General features: G+C 39.5%; 12 protein-coding genes and 1 tRNA gene. 5 read left to right on the top strand and 8 right to left on the bottom strand.

What is annotated here, in order from left to right; translation table 11 throughout:
- Positions 1-77 precede the first annotated feature (77 nt).
- From fusA to JM64_RS07710, 5 genes are all read right to left on the bottom strand, one after another.
- Positions 78-2,135 (bottom strand): elongation factor G, encoded by a 2,058-nt coding sequence (gene fusA, locus JM64_RS07730; protein ID WP_064012144.1) that lies wholly within the window; start codon positions 2,133-2,135, stop codon positions 78-80.
- A 72-nt stretch (positions 2,136-2,207) separates the two neighbouring features.
- Positions 2,208-2,735, bottom strand: a complete 528-nt coding sequence (locus JM64_RS07725; RefSeq protein WP_064012143.1) for a dihydrofolate reductase family protein — start codon at positions 2,733-2,735, stop codon at positions 2,208-2,210.
- Positions 2,736-2,845: 110 nt separating this feature from the next.
- The gene (gene groL, locus JM64_RS07720; RefSeq protein ID WP_064012142.1) at positions 2,846-4,462 is read right to left on the bottom strand and encodes a chaperonin GroEL; all 1,617 of its coding nucleotides are present in this window, start codon (positions 4,460-4,462) and stop codon (positions 2,846-2,848) included.
- A 28-nt stretch (positions 4,463-4,490) separates the two neighbouring features.
- Entirely contained in the window at positions 4,491-4,760 is a 270-nt protein-coding gene (gene groES, locus JM64_RS07715) for a co-chaperone GroES (protein WP_064012141.1), read from the bottom strand.
- A gap of 283 nt (positions 4,761-5,043) precedes the next feature.
- A tRNA-Ala gene (locus tag JM64_RS07710) sits at positions 5,044-5,120 on the bottom strand.
- Between the two features lie 260 nt (positions 5,121-5,380).
- Between JM64_RS07710 and JM64_RS07705 the strand changes: the two genes are divergently transcribed.
- From JM64_RS07705 to JM64_RS07695, 3 genes are all read left to right on the top strand, one after another.
- A complete protein-coding gene (locus JM64_RS07705) occupies positions 5,381-7,018 on the top strand; it encodes a hypothetical protein (protein WP_064012140.1) in 1,638 nt (545 codons plus the stop codon).
- 619 nt (positions 7,019-7,637) lie between these two features.
- Positions 7,638-10,322 (top strand): PQQ-binding-like beta-propeller repeat protein, encoded by a 2,685-nt coding sequence (locus JM64_RS07700; protein WP_064012139.1) that lies wholly within the window; start codon positions 7,638-7,640, stop codon positions 10,320-10,322.
- A gap of 29 nt (positions 10,323-10,351) precedes the next feature.
- A complete protein-coding gene (locus JM64_RS07695; RefSeq protein WP_064012138.1) occupies positions 10,352-10,969 on the top strand; it encodes a hypothetical protein in 618 nt (205 codons plus the stop codon).
- Positions 10,970-11,043: 74 nt separating this feature from the next.
- Here the strand turns inward: JM64_RS07695 and JM64_RS07690 are convergent, their stop codons facing one another.
- From JM64_RS07690 to JM64_RS07680, 3 genes are read right to left on the bottom strand one after another with little or no spacing between them, the layout of a single operon-like run.
- On the bottom strand, positions 11,044-12,144 hold the full coding sequence (locus tag JM64_RS07690; RefSeq protein ID WP_231882328.1) for an MFS transporter: 1,101 nt from the start codon (positions 12,142-12,144) through the stop codon (positions 11,044-11,046).
- A 6-nt stretch (positions 12,145-12,150) separates the two neighbouring features.
- Positions 12,151-13,854 carry a sigma-54 interaction domain-containing protein gene (locus JM64_RS07685; RefSeq protein ID WP_064012136.1) on the bottom strand — a complete coding sequence of 568 codons (1,704 nt, stop codon included), beginning with the start codon at positions 13,852-13,854 and terminating at the stop codon, positions 12,151-12,153.
- Between the two features lie 22 nt (positions 13,855-13,876).
- The gene (locus JM64_RS07680; protein ID WP_064012135.1) at positions 13,877-14,287 is read right to left on the bottom strand and encodes a secondary thiamine-phosphate synthase enzyme YjbQ; all 411 of its coding nucleotides are present in this window, start codon (positions 14,285-14,287) and stop codon (positions 13,877-13,879) included.
- A 125-nt stretch (positions 14,288-14,412) separates the two neighbouring features.
- Between JM64_RS07680 and JM64_RS10075 the strand changes: the two genes are divergently transcribed.
- Together JM64_RS10075 and JM64_RS07670 are read left to right on the top strand one after the other, a co-directional pair.
- Positions 14,413-15,363, top strand: a complete 951-nt coding sequence (locus JM64_RS10075; protein WP_064012134.1) for a DDE-type integrase/transposase/recombinase — start codon at positions 14,413-14,415, stop codon at positions 15,361-15,363.
- Between the two features lie 144 nt (positions 15,364-15,507).
- Positions 15,508-17,457, top strand: coding sequence for a CHASE2 domain-containing protein (locus JM64_RS07670; RefSeq protein WP_064012133.1), 1,950 nt, complete (start codon positions 15,508-15,510; stop codon positions 17,455-17,457).

Below are 17,457 nucleotides of genomic sequence, written 5' to 3'. Positions count from 1 at the left end.
TGTAAAAAGTTTTTATTAAAAGCAAAAGGGTCGGCGTATTAGCCGACCCTTTTGTTTCTCTTTGCGAGGATAATCTATTACTCTTCAGCTTGCTGTTCGAGATATTTCTTGCGTTCTGCTATTATCTTTTCCTGGATGTTTGGTGGAACGATATCGTATTTTGCAAACCTCATAGTAAAGTAACCTCTACCACTTGTGATGGATGACAATCTACTCTGGAAGTCGAGCATTTCTGCCAAAGGAACTTCTGCTTTAACAACGGTCATACCTTTTCCGGCAGGTTCCATACCCATGGGTCTACCTCTTCTGGAGCTAATATCACCCATGACATCCCCTGCGTTTTCATCCGGTGTGAAGACTTCAACATACATAACGGGTTCCAGAAGAACAGGTCTTGCTTGTTGCATACCTTTCTTGAACGCCTGAATTGCAGCAATCTGGAACGATATATCTGAAGAGTCAACTTCGTGGTATGAACCATCAAAGAGCGTTACCCTGACATCAACAACAGGATAAGCTGCAAGAACTCCTTTCTTCATAGCTTCGCGAATACCCTTTTCAACAGATGGTATGAAGTTTCTTGGAATGACACCACCAACGATTTTGTCGACAAATTCGAAACCAGCACCCCTTTCGAGCGGTTCTATTTCAATTTTGACGTGACCATATTGACCGTGTCCACCTGTCTGCTTTTTGTGTTTGTGCTCAGAAATTGCTTTTGTCGTTACTGTTTCTCTGTAAGCAATCTTCGGTTTTCCAACTTCAACATCAACACCAAATATGTTCTTCAGCCTTTCAACCATAACATCGAGGTGCATGCCACCGATACCAGAGATAACAGTTTCGGAAGTTTCTGGGTCAAACTCCCACGCAAACGTTGGATCCGAATCCGCCAATCTGCTCAAGCCGTTGCTAATTTTGTCGATATCTGATTTCGATTTCGGATTGACGCTCTTTGAAATCATCGGTTCTGAATAGACCGGTGGAACTATCGTGAGTTTTCTGTCTTTGTGTGTCAATGTATCTCTGACGGAACTTTCCTTGAGTTTTGGTAGAACTACAACATCACCACAGGATACTTCTTCAACTTCGTACGTTTCCTTACCTTTCGCAAAGTAAAGGTGACCAACCTTTTCCTGAGAACCTCTGGTCACATTAACAAATGTGTCTCCCGGTTTTAGAACACCAGAGATTACTTTGATGTAGCTTAATTTTCCAACGAATGGGTCGACAACTGCCTTGAACGTATATCCAACAAATGGGTCTGTTTCAGAAGCCACAACTTCCACTTCATCTCCGCTTTCAAGTCTTGCTTTGTAAGGTCTTGCATCGAGCGGCGATGCTCCTATGTTGTTTATTGTTCTAAGCAATATATCGACACCTATATTCTTTTCGGCGGAACCTGCCAAGACAGGGACTATTTGTCTTTCGATAAATCCCTTTCTGAGAGCTGCCCAGAGTTCTTCAGGTGTGATAGGTTCTTCCGCGAAGTATTTTTCCATAAGGGTATCGTCAAGTGAAACGATGTCCTCCATTATGGACATCTTTATTTCTTCAACTTTATCCTTAACTTCCGCTGGAATTTCTGTTTCCTTCGCTTTGCCATTTTCGTAAACGTATGCTTTTCCGGAGACGAGGTCAACCACACCTCTGAAGCTTGCTTCCGCACCAATCGGGTAAACTATTGGTACAATCTTCGCCTCAAAGCGTTCTTTAAGAGAGGCAAGTGAATTATCAAAGCTCGCCCTTTCTTTGTCCATCTGGTTGATGAAAACCATAATCGGTTTTTCCATTTCTGTTGCAATTGCCCAGGTTCTCTCCGTTTGGATTTCCACACCAGCAGTTGCATTAACAACACTTACAACGTTTTCGGAAACAAAAACAGCACTAATCACTTCACCAATAAAGTCGCTGAAACCTGGAGTGTCAATCAATGTAATCTGTTTGCCTTCGAACTTGAACGTTCCAACGTGCGAATTTATACTTGCACCTCTCTGTGCTTCTATTGGATCAAAATCAACCTCTTTCTTTGTTACGTTCATACCACCAAGGTTAAGAGCTGTTACTATCAAAGCAGATTTTCCTGAACCGTTGTGGCCTACCAAAGCCACCGTGCGTTTGTCCTTCGCAACCATGTCCCCACCTCCGTATATGATAAAAAATGTCACTGTGGTATATTTTACCAGAATATTTCGGATTTTCAAACCCTATATTTTGCTTTCAACTTTCTCAATCCGATAATGGATGTAGATACTTCCCTTAGAATTCAAAATATGCGCTTTTTCAAGGTGTAACGAGAATTGCTTATCTATATTCGAAAAAAGGTTCAATCCGTCGGGTAGAACCATAGGTTCTACTGTCAGATGCAAATCTGTCACCATTCCAGATTTCAAAAATTGCGAGAAAATCGATTGCCCACCGATAACGCATATGTCCGTGAAACCTCTTTCGAAGAGTATTTTCACCACATCGTTTATGCTCCCACTTAGTACCAAATCCGGTGCTTCGCAGCTAAAATGACCTTTCGAACTCAAAACAACATTGTATCTCCCTGGCAACTTTCTGCCTATTGTCTCGTATGTTTTTCTCCCCATCACGACAACACCAGACTCGGTTGTTATTTCTTTGAAAAGTCTTTTATCTTCCGGACTACCCCATTCAATTCTGTCATCCTCAGCAATAGCGATTGTGCCGCGTATATCTGTTACCGCAAGTAACCTTATCTTCGTATCCATCACCAATCCCTTATAGTTATTCCTAAGCTAAATTTTAACACAGGAATGCGAACAAAAAAAGCGGTACCCTTTTCGGGTACCGCTCTTATTTGCTTTATTTAGCGAACAGATTAATATTCTGGCATTTCTGGGACTGAAGATTTCTTTTCTTCCGGTTTTTCAACTACGAGCACTTCCGTTGTCAAGAGCATTCCAGCAATTGAAGCTGCGTTTTGGAGTGCGCTTCTTGTAACCTTTGCTGGGTCAATTATACCGCGTTCATACATGTTGCAGTATTCACCTTTGAGAGCATCGAAACCGTATGCTACATCATCTTTGCTAAGGACGTTGTGGATAATGATTGCACCATCGTAACCAGCGTTGAGAGCTATCTGCTTAATTGGTGCCTCGAGTGCATTGTAGACAATTTGTGCACCAAGTTTTTCATCGCCAGTTAGTTCGTTGAGGAGTGGTTCTATTGCTTTTCTTGCTCTCAAGAGTGTAATTCCACCACCAGGGACGATACCTTCTTCAACAGCTGCCCTTGTTGCGCTAAGTGCGTCCTCAATTCTGTGTTTCTTTTCTTTGAGTTCTGTTTCTGTTGCAGCACCAACTTTGATAACTGCTACGCCACCAGCAAGTTTTGCCATTCTTTCTTGGAGTGTTTCTTTTTCGTATTCACTAGTTGTCTGCTCGATTTGGGCTTTAATCTGAGCGATTCTCTTTTTGATTTCTTCAGGTTTACCTTTACCACCAACAATTATCGTTTCATCTTTCTTCACTCTGACAACGTCTGCTCTTCCAAGATCCTGGAGTGTGAGGTCTTCGAGATTAATTCCTACTTCTTCGCTTGCAACGATACCACCTGTCAAGATAGCAATATCTTGGAGCATTGCTTTTCTTCTATCACCAAAACCAGGAGCTTTAACTGCAACCGTATTGAGCGTTCCCTTAAGTTTGTTGAGAACAAGTGTTGTAAGAACTTCTCCTTCTACATCTTCAGCGATGATTACGAGTGGCCTACCTGTTTGAGCAACCTTTTCAAGGATTGGGATAAGTGGTTTTACGTTTGAAAGTTTTCTGTCTGTGATGAGTATGAATGGTTCATTGTATACAACTTCCATCTTTTCTGGGTCTGTTACAAAGTATGGTGAGATGTAACCCCTATCAAATTGCATACCTTCTGTGAATTCAACGTATGTATCTATTGTCTTGCTGTCTTCAACTGTGATGACACCATCTTCTCCGACTTTTTCCATCGCTTCTGCGATGAGCTTACCTATTTCTTCACTATTTGCACTGATAGCAGCAACATGTGCAATGTCCTCTGTACTAGAGAGTTTCTTAGATATCTTTTTTATTTCCTCAACGACCTTTGCTACAGCCTTATCGATTCCGCGCTTTACAAGGATCGGGTTTGCACCCGCTGCAACCATTTTGAGACCTTCTTTAATCATTGCTTGAGCAAGGACTGTAGCTGTGGTTGTACCGTCACCAGCAACATCGTTTGTCTTACTTGCAACTTCTTTAACAAGTTGAGCTCCCAGATTTGCGAATTTGTCTTCAAGTTCTATTTCTTTTGCAATAGAAACTCCGTCATTCGTAATTGTTGGGCTTCCCCAAGATTTTTCAATAACAACGTTTCTACCTTTTGGACCAAGTGTAATTTTCACCGCATTTGCAACCGCATCAACACCAGCTTCGAGTGCTCTTCTTGCTTCCTCACTGTATTTCAACAACTTTGCCATATCTCACACCTCCTCTAATTTTTTTATTTTACTCTTCTATTTTTGCTAGAATATCGTTCAAATCGATGATGATGTAATCCTCATCGTCAATTTTTATCTCTGTTCCTGAGTATTTGTTGTAAATTACCTTGTCACCAACTTTAAGTGTGCAATCTTCTGGAAGTTTGCCAACTTCAACTATCTCTGCCTTCATAGGTTTTTCCTTAGCAGCATCTGGAAGAACAATTCCACCTGCTGTTTTCTTTTCTTCAATGATGGGCTTTATCAAAAGCCTTTCACCGAGTGGTTTTACCTTCATAATCTAACCCCCTCCTGTCGCGTTTTTGTGTTTGATTATCACTCTTATATCCTGTGTGCTAATTTTAGTATAACAGAAAAATGGAATATGTGAATAGCCATAATTGGCATTTAGTAGCTTTTAACCGGATTTAATGGCGAAAAAATGTAGTTTTCTTATTCTTTCTCATCATTTTACCAAACTTGCATTAAATAAAACATTACCTAGAGTTGGAGAGCGAAAAAAGTCATTCCAGAAAAAAGAAAAGCCCTGGTTTATTTCCAGGGCTCAAGAGGATTAGTTTTGGTGGAGCCGATGGGACTTGAACCCACGACCTCTACCGTGCCATGGTAGCGCTCTCCCAAGCTGAGCTACGGCCCCACGCGTACATTTGCCTTCACAACTGCATTACGCATCAGAATTATACCATTCAAGTGGCAAAAAATCAAGAAGGTTTTTTCCAAAGGATTTCTTCATAAAATGTTAAACGAAATTCTGTAATCGGAGGTCTGAATATATATAACAGTGCGAGCAAAACTGCAAACGTGATTTAGGAAGAAGCACGCCTCAGACAGAATAAAAAGATGGAGAAATCTACTTTCCAGAAGAAAAATAAAAAAACATAGAGTGGAGGTGTGCATATGAAAGTTCTTGATTTTAAGAGATGGTTTGGGTTGTTTGTGAAAAAGACGTCCAATCATTTTCAGCAATTAGCAACTCATAGCTTTTATTTATTGTTTCTACTTGTTGTGTTTATTATTATACTCCTATCTTCCTGCACCTCAAACCAATCAACATCAAATGTTCCAAAGTTCAGTATTGTATACCCTGAAAAAACCTTCGCAAATACGAACGTTACGATCTCGGTCCAACCACTTGAACCTGGGCTGACAAATATCCGTATCAAATTAAAAAATGCCGATAGCCAAGTCTATGAAGAAGAGATTCGTGTTTACAAATACCCTTATGAAATTCCTTGGGTTTTCAAAAAACCTGGCATTTATTCGTTGGTTGTCGAAGGATATTCAATTAGTGAGAATAGATGGTATACAGCAAACGGAACGATAACTGTCTACGATGTGATTCCACCTATAATCGAGGAAGTGCGGATTTTGCCAGAACGTCCTTATGTTGGTGATGAAGTAATGTTACAAATGAAAGTCAAGAGTCAAAATCCGATTGTGAATTATTACATAGATGGCAAAACCAGTGACAGTCTCTGGATAAATCAAACACTTGTTGAAAAAGCAGGATATGTGTACAAAAAACTCTCTCCTATCAATTCCGCTGGAAAAGTGGAGCTTTTCTTAAAGACCGCTGCATACAACATGGAAGATGCCACCAAAGTAACTTTCGAAGTTAACCAAGTTGATAGAGTGAAACCTGTTATCAATGTCTTTACAAAGACCTTCTATCCAGAAAACTCTGACATCAGTTTCGAAGTTAAATTCTTCGATGACCAAGAGTTAAGCAGTTACCAAATCGAATTTGACGGCGAAGTAATTGAAGAAGGGTCTATAAGAGGTAAGACTTTCGAAAAAGCTGTGCGGATAGGAAAAAGGGAGCTTGGAACTCACACTTTAAATATTAATGTGAGAGACAAAGAAGGTAATCCAGCTTACTATTCAAAAAGAATCTACGTCGGTTCTGCTGCACTTAGCTTTGATGTTGAGGTTAGTCCGGCAAACCTTACCGCAGGTGGAACGGCTGTTATAGCACTTGTGTCTCAAGAAACAAACGTGAAGTATACAAAGATTGTCTTTTTTGTGGACGGTAAAGCAATTGATACAAGCATTGCGTCTGAAGGGAAAGAAGCAAAGCGATTTACACTTTGGGATGTAGAAGAAGGGTCACATATCATTACAATTTACGCGGAATCGGACGATAATAGAGGTGGGATAGCAGAAACAATCGCAAGCGTACCTGATTACAACGGTCCGAAGTTCATATCTTTAACAGCAAACGATGTTGAACTAAAAAAGGATAAGCCCGGATATGTCTTCCCAGGGCTTGTTACTTTTAAGATAAAGGTATACGACCCAGGTGGGGTTAACACGGGTGTGAAACCGAGGTTATTGATAAGGGAAAATAATTTTGATTACTACTACAAAGACCTGCTAATGGAGGCAGAAGAGATTTCTTCAGACGGGAAAACAGTGGTCTTTTCGGTAACAACAACAATGGGACTTGGGTATTATTACATAACCGTTTTGAATGTCCAAGATCTATCCGGAAACGTGATGCGTGACATTGGTACTTTCCTGTTGTATGTGCAATGATTGTTGCTGTGTCTACTCAACATGAGGAAAAAAGACACAAGGAGGTGGTTAGCAGTAAGAAAGTGCTTTACTTGCTATGGGAGAACCGGGGAACTAGGTGTGTCCGTGGTATTGTTGTCGGATTTTTTGTAGGTACTCTATTACGACCGAAAAGTTTGAACGCTTCTTTAAAGTACGATAGTGTTAAATTGTAGTGATGAAAGAGTGTAAGTGTGAAAGAATGAGATTGATATTACCATTGTGCGTTTTCCAAAGATTCTTCACTACACAAAGCCCTTAGACTTACCACAAGAAGTGCATTTGGGATAAGGGAAAGGGAAGTTTTTGCGTTGATACTGTTAACTTGTAGTGATGAAAGAGTATAATCGTAAAAGAATGCGATTGATATTGCCATTATGCATTTTCCAAGGATTCTTCACTACACAAAAACCTTTGAATATATATCACTAAATTCTTCGTATTCTTCTTAGGCAAGAAAGCATTGGGTTATGCATTTTGGGAAACCTGCTTTTGTTAAGAGTTGGTTGGGGGGTGGTCCCTATTTAAAGGATAATGCGGTTTTTGGAAAGTTTCAATACTTTTAGTTAACATTATCTAAAGTACACAAGGAGGTGTTGTTATGAAAACTCGAATAATATTTTGGTTAACTTTGTTGTTTTTAGTTTCCGCAATAGTTGAAGTTGGTTTTTCGGCGCTTAACATTTCTGGACTATGGGCAGACACTATATTCACCAAAAATATCCCCGACAAATCTGGTCCAGCAATCATAGCGAAAAACGGCGGTAACTTACTTTTCCTTGCAAAAGACGGTGCACTCTATGAAATTACGATGGCAGGAGCAGTTATCACAAAAGGTCAGCCAAGCGGAGTCGTAAACATCGTCGCACCACCGGCATATATCAGTGCCGGTAGTAATAACTATTACATTATATATACCACAGCGCAAGGAACAGTACAAAATAAACTAGTTGTACATAAATTTAATTCTGGTTCAGGCGGAGTAGTAGTAAAATCAACAGGTATTGATAACGCAGCTTACGGTGTGAATGCGTATTTAGATGGTAGTAACATAATTATTTTCTTCGGAACAATGAGCGGGAAATTGTACAAAACAACGTATAGTACTTCGAGTAATGATTTTACTACTACAGACACTGCAAACCTTGCTGGACCTATCAAAGTTCCTCCTGTTCTGAGCCCATCAAAAACCGAATTGTACGTTCTTACACAAAATGGTAAGTTTTACACGGTAGATACGACCTCGATGTTTGCTTCCTTGAAGATAGAACTCGGAGGCGATTTCACAACGCCTATGGCAATGGATGAATCAGGGTTCTTGTATGCTCTCAACATGGAAGGAATTATATACAAAATCGACCCATCTGGTAGTGAAAACCACGCAAGATTTTTGTCTTCTGCAAACTCATCCGGACCACTCATTGATGGCGACGGGATTATATACATATTCGGAGATAACGGCAAGGTTGTTGCTTTGAACAGCAATTTAGTAAAACTTGGAGAATACACAATAGGTCAGCAGATAACAACAACACCTGCTATTGTTAAAGGTGTTGATGGTGTTACTTACCTTATTGTTACATCATCTACAACTGCGGCTGGAAAGATAACGATTCTGTCGTTTGATGCCCTTACTGGTGTGTTTACAAAGGTATGGGAATACACTGTTCCAAGCACCTTCCCGCTAAGTGCTGCAGTAAACGTTGCACCACTTGGTGCACTATACGGTGATAACTACTATTTCGTGACAGCTACAAATAACGGCACCGTTTACGCATGGCAGTTCAATGCAAGAGGTCCATACGGAATTTGGGCAAAGTATGGTCAGAACATAAATAACACAGGTTTTATCGATTCGACTGCAAACGCGTTCAGAACCAGGATTTACTTGATAGCAAAAGAAGGTTACTACGGAAGAGAACTTTCTGATGCGTTGTTTGGTTCTACAACTGATTATGGTTTGCTTTACGATGCAACAGTCGTTGATGCCAATAATAATCTTGTAAGTACTTACAGAAATTACAGAACAAACGAAAGAAACCTTGCTAAGGTAATAGAGGGAATACCTGGTTCATACAAACTTATAGTCAACTTCGCAACACCAACTGATGCAAAACTTCTGATAGGAAGATATATCACTCCTAGCGGTGGTACTCCGCCTTCAACAGATTCAAGATTTAGATTCAGATTCTGGAAAACAGGTCCAAATGATTACGAAGGAAGTGAGGGCGATAATCCAGCTACAATAACGTTCCGCTACAACGACAGAAGACTGGAAATTTTTACCGACGCTACTTATACGTTCTATTTGTATCACAAATACCCCCTACAATCTAACGCCGAAGCAACGCAAATCGATTATGGTTTCTTCGATTACAACTCTTTTAGAAATAATCCTAATACAGCTATTAAAACAATAAACGCAAGTCCTACACACGCTGGTAAGACTTTCTTCGCATATAAGTGGAACGTCTACACCTGGAATCCGAGTGAATCAACCGGATACACGAAAAAAGTGTATTATGATCAAGACAGTGTAACACTACCTCTTTCTGGTCCTGCATATCTTGAAATCTTCTATGCCGAGCTTAACGCAACTGTAACACTATTGCTGCCAGAATTCGCCTATGGAAAAACTCGCGCTTACTTGTTCCTCGATGCAGCAACGAATTCTGTAGCGGAAACGATAAAACTGAAAACGTTGCAAGGTATAACTATAGATGGTATCGTTTCGGAAGAATACGCACCAGACGTTTCTAAATTGGGAAATTTGAGTTCTGTGACGTCAAACCTTTTACAAATAGTGTTAAGAAGTTTCGAAAGACCGTTAACAAGTACTACAAGGGTTGCAACAATAGCCCTTAACTTAATGTTCCCAGAAAGGGTCCGGTTTACAGGTGTAGATAATAGTTATTACATGAATTTCTTTGACCTGTATGGTTACGCGCAAATGCTTGGTCAAGAAGTTGATCCTGACCAATTGGGAGCTAAAAAAGTCTTTAGAACAAACAAATTCTTGTATGTTGTTGGTGACTTCGACGAAGATTTTGATGTAGATATAAACGACTGGAATAAGTTTGTTCTCAAGCTTGGAACTACTGTAAGTGGAACAGATATCATTTATAATATAGGTCCTCGTGAAGATTTTCGCCAACCATATCCAAATTACAACAGTTATAGAGCAGGTTATCTAACAGATAATACAAACGCTGTAAATGTAGAAGATCTCTACATATTCGCAAGTATGTTCGGCTTTGCTGTTCCTGATTCTGAACGGGTACGGTAACCACACATCAGTAAAGAGAGGTGATAAGTATGAAGAAAACCATAATTTTGATAGGTGTGCTTTCCTTGTTGGTTGTAATTTCAAGTTGTAATATATTCAATCCAGGGTCAAACTCTTCATCGCCAAAGGTAAAAACTCCTGTTAATATATTTGACCCTTACGGAAATAAGCTATTTGTTGACGGAACAATTAATAATTTCCCGTTGAAAGCCGATAAAGATGGCGTTTACATCGAAGCAAAGATAAGCGCTGTGGAAAAGTATTCGTTCAAAGAGCCAATTGACCAATTGTTCGTTGTGAAATCAGTGGAGTTCGACGGTAAAGAAGTTAACATCGTTCTCGAAAAGAAGGCTTCAAAAGGTTATGGAATCTTCAGAACAGCGGATGGTGAACTCATGTTCTACGCATACGGCTATGCAGATACACCTTACTTTCAAATTTGGCTCAAAGATAGGCTCTCGAGTTATACGTACGTTTATCTCAACGAAAATCAAACGCTTCTGGCAGGTGGCTGGCTCATTGGTATTGGAAAAGGCGTAGGTGAAAAAGGGCTGAACAGGTCACCAGATGAAATCTATGTTAAGCTACCTATCGCTGCAACTTCCGCACCAAGGATTGAAAGATTTGAAAAAATTGATGTGAAATAAGTTCACATAAACGTGCGAGGAAATCGTTAAGTTAACAAAAGCCCCCAGGTTCTTGCCTGGGGGTTTTTTACTTTTCACTTTATTTTTCCTGTTTTTAAACTTATCAATTCCATCGAAGTAAGGATGACTAACGGCACAATCAAAGCCAAAAAGATGTTTCGTTCTATTACCATTCCCATGAGCATGCTAACAACACTACCTCCAAGCGAGGTGAAGGCATACGTTGCACCATTGAATAATGTGAGATGTTCTTTCTTTATCTTGCCAAGTGCGTTCTTTTGCATGTAAGGAAAAAGTGGACCGAAGAAAAAACCAGAAAGAGCAAAGAAGAGAGGATTTCTTAACCAAAAGAAGAGAAACACGGTAAACCCCAAAATTATCGCATTGGTTCTTAAAAGTGATGACATAACCTTTTCTAAGAAATCTGTAAAGAACCTACTGAGTGTAAATGCGAGCCAAAAGAGCGCGTAAGCAACATAAGAAGAAATGATGACATTTTTCATAACTATCCCAGCCCACGTTATCACACCTATTTCAACAGAGGAGTACAGTATGAGAAGTAACAAGAATGTTGAAAAATGTGTATCCCTGAACGCATTTGATATGCCTTTTAACGAGAACCCACCTAGCGAATTTTGAAGTATAGGGAAAGTTTTTATAACTGTGTATAAAGTCAACAGCAGAAACATTATCGCATACATTAGATAAACGTTTCTGAAATCACCAAAATTTTTCGTCGCCCAGGATATACAAAACGGCGCAAGTATACCTCCAATTCCATAAGCTCCATGGTAAAATCCAAAATTAGGATTTTTAGCTTGCGAAAGAAGTGTTGTCGAACCTGTGAATCCAAATCCAGTTGAAAGTCCGAATATAAAGAGTCCAAGGATTGAAAGTAAATAGTTACCGGAGAAAGCAACTATAAGAGCTCCTACAATTGTTAAAAAGTAACCTGTAAGCAACGCTCGTTTGATGCCCAGTTTGTTGAGAAAAATACCTGTGAAGATGTTGGAAATTACAGTACCTGCCAAAGAAAAGAATGGCAAGAAAGAAGATAACGCTATCGAAATGTTAAACAGTTCCCTAAACGAACTTAACAACGGCGGCATTGAGTTTAAGACAAGTGAATAAGAGAATATGACGAGCATGGGATAAAGATTCTCCAAATTCCTCACTCCTTTCTAACCATCTATTCCATACCGCTCCATTTTGTAATACAACGTCCTAATACTTATATCAAGCATCTTTGCGGCTTTTACTTTATCTCCACCTGTTTGTTTTAATGCCGAAAGGATAATCTTTTTTTCGTATTCCTCAACTAAGTCTTTGAGAGACTTTTCACCTATGTCCGAAAACTCTTCCTCTTTCTTTTCAACCTTTAAGCCGCTATCTTCTGGAAGATGTTTGAGTTCGATATATCTTTCCTCAGGTCCCATGTTTATCATAACCCTGCCAAGGAAGTTTTCAAGTTCTCTCACATTCCCGGGCCAATCTTTTGAAACGATGTACTTTATCACCGCTGGGCTTATGCCTTCTACCATTCTTCCGTATTGTTGATTGAGCTTTTTCACAATATGGACAGCAAGCTTGGGAATATCTTCTTTTCTATCTTTTAGGGAAGGTAGATATATTGGGAACACATTGAGTCTGAAATACAAATCGGGTAAGAAGTCCCCGTTTCTTACCATTTTCTCGAGTTCCATATTCGTTGCAGCAATGATTCTCACATCAACCTTTTTCACGTTTCTTCCACCAACAGGGACATATTCTTTCGTTTCGATAAATCTCAGCAATTTGGGTTGCAAAGACAAAGGCAATTTTCCAACTTCATCGAGGAACAACGTACCACCATCGGCTTCTTCTACAAGTCCCTTTTTACCACCATGTAGTGCCCCTGTAAACGAACCTTCTTCGTACCCGAAGAGCTCTGATTCCAAAATGCTTTCTGGTATAGCTGCACAGTTCACACTAACAAATGGCTTGTTTCTTCTCGGACTTGCGTTGTGAATCGCATGTGCAAAAAGCTCTTTACCTGTTCCACTCTCTCCCCTTAGAAGCACTGTTGCCGGTGTTTGGGCAACTTTCTTTGCTTGCTCTTTCGCGATTTGAATTAATTTACTATCTCCTATGATATCATCAAATGTATATTGTGCACGCATATGACGGATTAACCTTTTCACTTCTTCAAGTTCGTTTGTTAGTTTCAATATCTCTGAAACGTCATGGACAACCGCAACACTACCTTTGAACTTCCCTTTTACAAATAATGGAGTAGCGTTCACGATTACTTCTTTCTTTGCAGGACCAACCTTTAACCTTGCGTTGTATATTGGTTGTCTGAGTTTGGCGATGAGCATATGTATGCTCTCGCCTTCCGCTATATCGACTGTGGCAGGCTTACCGATAACATCCTCTGGTGAATATCCTGTAATTTTTGTGTACGCTTTGTTGACCAACCTTACTATTCCATTTTCGTCGGCGACACTTATTGCATCGTTGGTAGAATCAATTATCGCCTTGAGCTGGGCTTCTATTTCTTTCAAATTTGTTATCTCTTCAGCAAGTTTCCTGATACTTGTTATATCCCTAAAGACTGCAACCGCGCCTACGATTTTTCCATTTTCATCTTTGATGGGTATTCTCGAAGTGATAATCACCGCGTTCTCCGTATGTTGGACTTGGTCAATCTCAGGGATACCAGTTTGGACAACGATATGTAGACGTGTGTTCTTAACGACCTCGTCAACTTTTTTGCCGATTATGTCTGAAGGTAAGTTCAAAAGTTTTTGCGCGTTTTTGTTGATGTAAAGCACTCTTGCATCTCTATCAACGATGATTACACCTTCAATTATTGAATCAAGGACTATCTTGTAAATCCTTTCCATTCGCTCATCTCCATCGCATTTATTATTCACCAATCACCTTGACGACGACCCTTTTTCTTCGTTGACCATCGTATTCTGCATAGAATATCTCTTCCCAAGGACCTAAGTCTAACTTTCCATTTGTTACAGGCAGGATGACTTGATGGTGGGTTAGTATTCTCTTCAGATGAGCATCTCCGTTCGTTTCACCAGTCCAGTGATGTTTGTAATTGCCCGCTGGTGCAAGTTTTTCGAGCCATTCCCAGATGTCTTGGTGTAAGCCTGACTCGTTGTCGTTCACAATTATCCCAGCGGTGATATGCATTGCAGAAACCAAGCAGAAACCTTCTTTGATGCCACTTTTTTCAACAATTTCCTGAATTTTATCAGTTATGTGGACGAGTGCTCTCTTCTTACTGGTGTTAAACCAAAGGTATTCAGTGTATCTCTTCATATAAAGACCTCCCTTTATGATTTTGATAATGTTAACTAAAAGTATTGAAACTTTCCAAAAACCGCATTATCCTTATAAAGAGGGGACACCCCCCAACCAACTCTCGACAAAGGAGGTATCCCGATATGAACAACTCAACGCTCTCTTGTCCAAAATGCGGTTCCACCAGCTTATACAAAAACGGTCATGACAAATACGGTAACCAACAATTCCTTTGCAAACTCTGCCATCATTCTTTCAAACTCTCCCATTCTCACAAACGCAAAAACTTCTCTTTCCCTTATCCCAAATGCACTTCTTGTGGTAAATCTATGCAAATTTACAAAGTCCATCGCTCTTTCGTTGTCTTCCGTTGTAGAGCTTGTCGTACCAAAGATAGAGTACCTTTTAACCTCCCCGAACCAGTCACCCTTATTCCTGAGAAATTTAAATATTTCCGTTTTCCTCTATTTTTCATCTTAAAAGCTTTCGTTTTGTATATGAAACACAATATGTCTTATCGCTCTCTTGCTCATTCTCTTAATATCAAAGTATCTCATGTCACCATATATAAATGGGTTATTAAATTGTGTACTTTATTCTCTGTACTTTTTCCAACATTTACCATCGAAAATGTTTTCTCAGTTCATGCTGATGAAACTGTTCTTGTGTTCAAAGAACAAAAGTACTATGTTTGGCTATTAGTTGATCACGAAACTAACTTAATTCTTTGTTGGCATGTCTCAAAGTATCGTGATATGGGACAAGTCAAAGTATTGCTCGAGAAGTTCTTTGGTAATTCAAAACCTAGAAACATTGAACTTATTACTGATGGACTTGGTGCATATGAAAGTGCAGTAAAGCTGTTGTTCAGAAATATCAATCACGTAGTGGTACCGCTCGGTAAAAACAATCAATGTGAATCTAAGTTTTCATTGTTGAAAGACTTTTTCCGACTCAAGCGAGGGCTGAAGAATACGAAGAATTTAGCGAAATATATTCAAGTATTTTGTGTAGTGAAGAATCTTTGGAAAACGCACAATGGTAATATCAATCTCATTCTTTCACACTTACACTCTTTCACCACTACAAGTTAACACTATCATGATTTTTTTAAATTACTCAACGTTTTTGACTGTCCCGTGGTCTAATTAGTAGAGACTTCTCATAAAATTATACTAGATAAACTTACTTTTTGAAACCATCAACTGACAATTTGAGACAAAACCACAGGGGGACGCATGAAAAAGCTACACATTCTGAACATACTGCTGACACTCTTTATGTTGTGGGCAATCATGTTTAAGTTTGAAATGACAGAAGTTTTAGACCTCAAAATCTCCGATTTATTTTACAAAATGCGTGGTGAGGTTGTTATCTCCCCTCAAGTTATTGTCGTTGGAATTGACGAGTATTCACTAAGTACTCTGGAAATCGAGGGTGATACTTGGCCATGGAATCGTGATGTTTACGGAAAGTTACTCCAAAAAGTCTTCGAAGATGGAGCAAAAGTCGTAGCTTTTGATATCTCGTTTACCGAACCAATGGACGAAGAAACAGACGCTTACTTTGCCAGCACGCTCCTTATGTACGGAAACGTTGTTCTTGGAACTTATCTTATAAATGATAAAAAAACATACGAACTATTCAATCGAAAGCTTAGGGAAAAGATAGAACAAAATCGTACGTATCTTGACTACGCATACAAAATGAAAAACTTTCGAGAATTTTCGTTGATGAAACCATTTAAGGTTTACAAAATACGCCCTGTTTACGAACCTTTTGCGGTAGCTGCTTACAGTGCAACCTACGAAATAGGCGCCTTAGATTCGGATGGGACTGTGCGGAGAATACCACTACTCATCGTTGAGGAATGGTCAAGTGAAAATGGAATCTCTTCCGGTATTTTACCACACATGAACGTTATAGCTTGCGCTCTTTATCTTGGGGCAAACCCTGAAGAAATGTTACTTGATTTTTCAAAACGTTTTGTGGAGTTGAATGGTAAAAAAGTCCCCTTTGATAATTCAGGATACATGCATCTGTGGTATTATGGTAAATCATCCAGCGTATTCAAAGAAGTTCCGTTTTACGACGTGATAACAGGAAATTTTGAAAAAGGAATGTTTAAAGACAAAGTTGTGCTTGTTGGATACACGGCAACTGCAAAGGGACTTTATGATTTAAGGATAACCCCTTTTTCAAATGAAGAAGCAGGGGTTTTCATCCATGCAACAGCGATACAAAACATACTGAGAGGTGATTTTTTAAAACTTTTGTCACCTTTCTGTAATGGTGTACTGTTAGTTTGTTTAATGACGTTACTTGGAATCTTGGCGAATTTTAAGAACAGGTTTGTTAACGTAGTAATTCCAACTATACCGGTTTTGTTTGCATCAATATCGTACATCCTTTTTTTAAAACATGTTTACGTATCAACCTTCTACCCAGTATTTGGATACATCGTCGTTGGTTCCGTTAAGCTGGTAAGTGACTTTCTCTCAGAAAGTGCTGAAAAAAGAAAGATGAAGGAATTTCTTTACAGGTACGTTCCAGATAGAGTTGCGCAAGAACTGGTGAGTAAAGGTGAACTGAAACTCGGTGGGGAAACGAGAAACGTTGTGGTTTTGTTTTCGGATATAAAGGGATTTACAAGTATTTCTGAAAAGATGAAACCAGAAGAAGTAGTTGCATTCTTGAATGTTTACTTAACAAGAATGAGCGAGATTATACGTTACAAGTACGATGGAACAATTGATAAGTTCATAGGCGATGCGATAATGGCAATATTCGGGGCACCAGTTTCTTACGAAGATGATATCGAACGTGCTCTTTCTTGTGCCTTGGATATGAGAATTGCTTTGAAGGAACTTAACAAAGAGTACGGATTCAATCTTGACAGTGGGATTGGTATACACTATGGACCGGCAATTGTGGGAAATATCGGCGCACCTTTTAGAATGGATTATACATGCATCGGAGACACGGTAAATACCGCTTCGAGGATTGAGCATCTCACACGAGAACTTAATGCGGAAATTATAGTCTCGGAAGAAGTTGTAACTCGCACTGACAAGTTTTCATTTGAATACCTCGGTGAATTTGCCGTGAAGGGAAAAAGCGAGAAGCTGAAACTTTACAAACTTGTGGGTAAAAAACATGCAGAAAACAAAGAAGATAGGGGGAGTTAA

The sequence above is a fragment of the Fervidobacterium pennivorans genome (assembly GCF_001644665.1).
Taxonomy (GTDB): Bacteria; Thermotogota; Thermotogae; order Thermotogales; family Fervidobacteriaceae; genus Fervidobacterium; species Fervidobacterium ngatamarikiense.
Note: the sequence above shows the minus strand (reverse complement) of the source record. Positions and strands in the feature narration are given on the sequence as shown.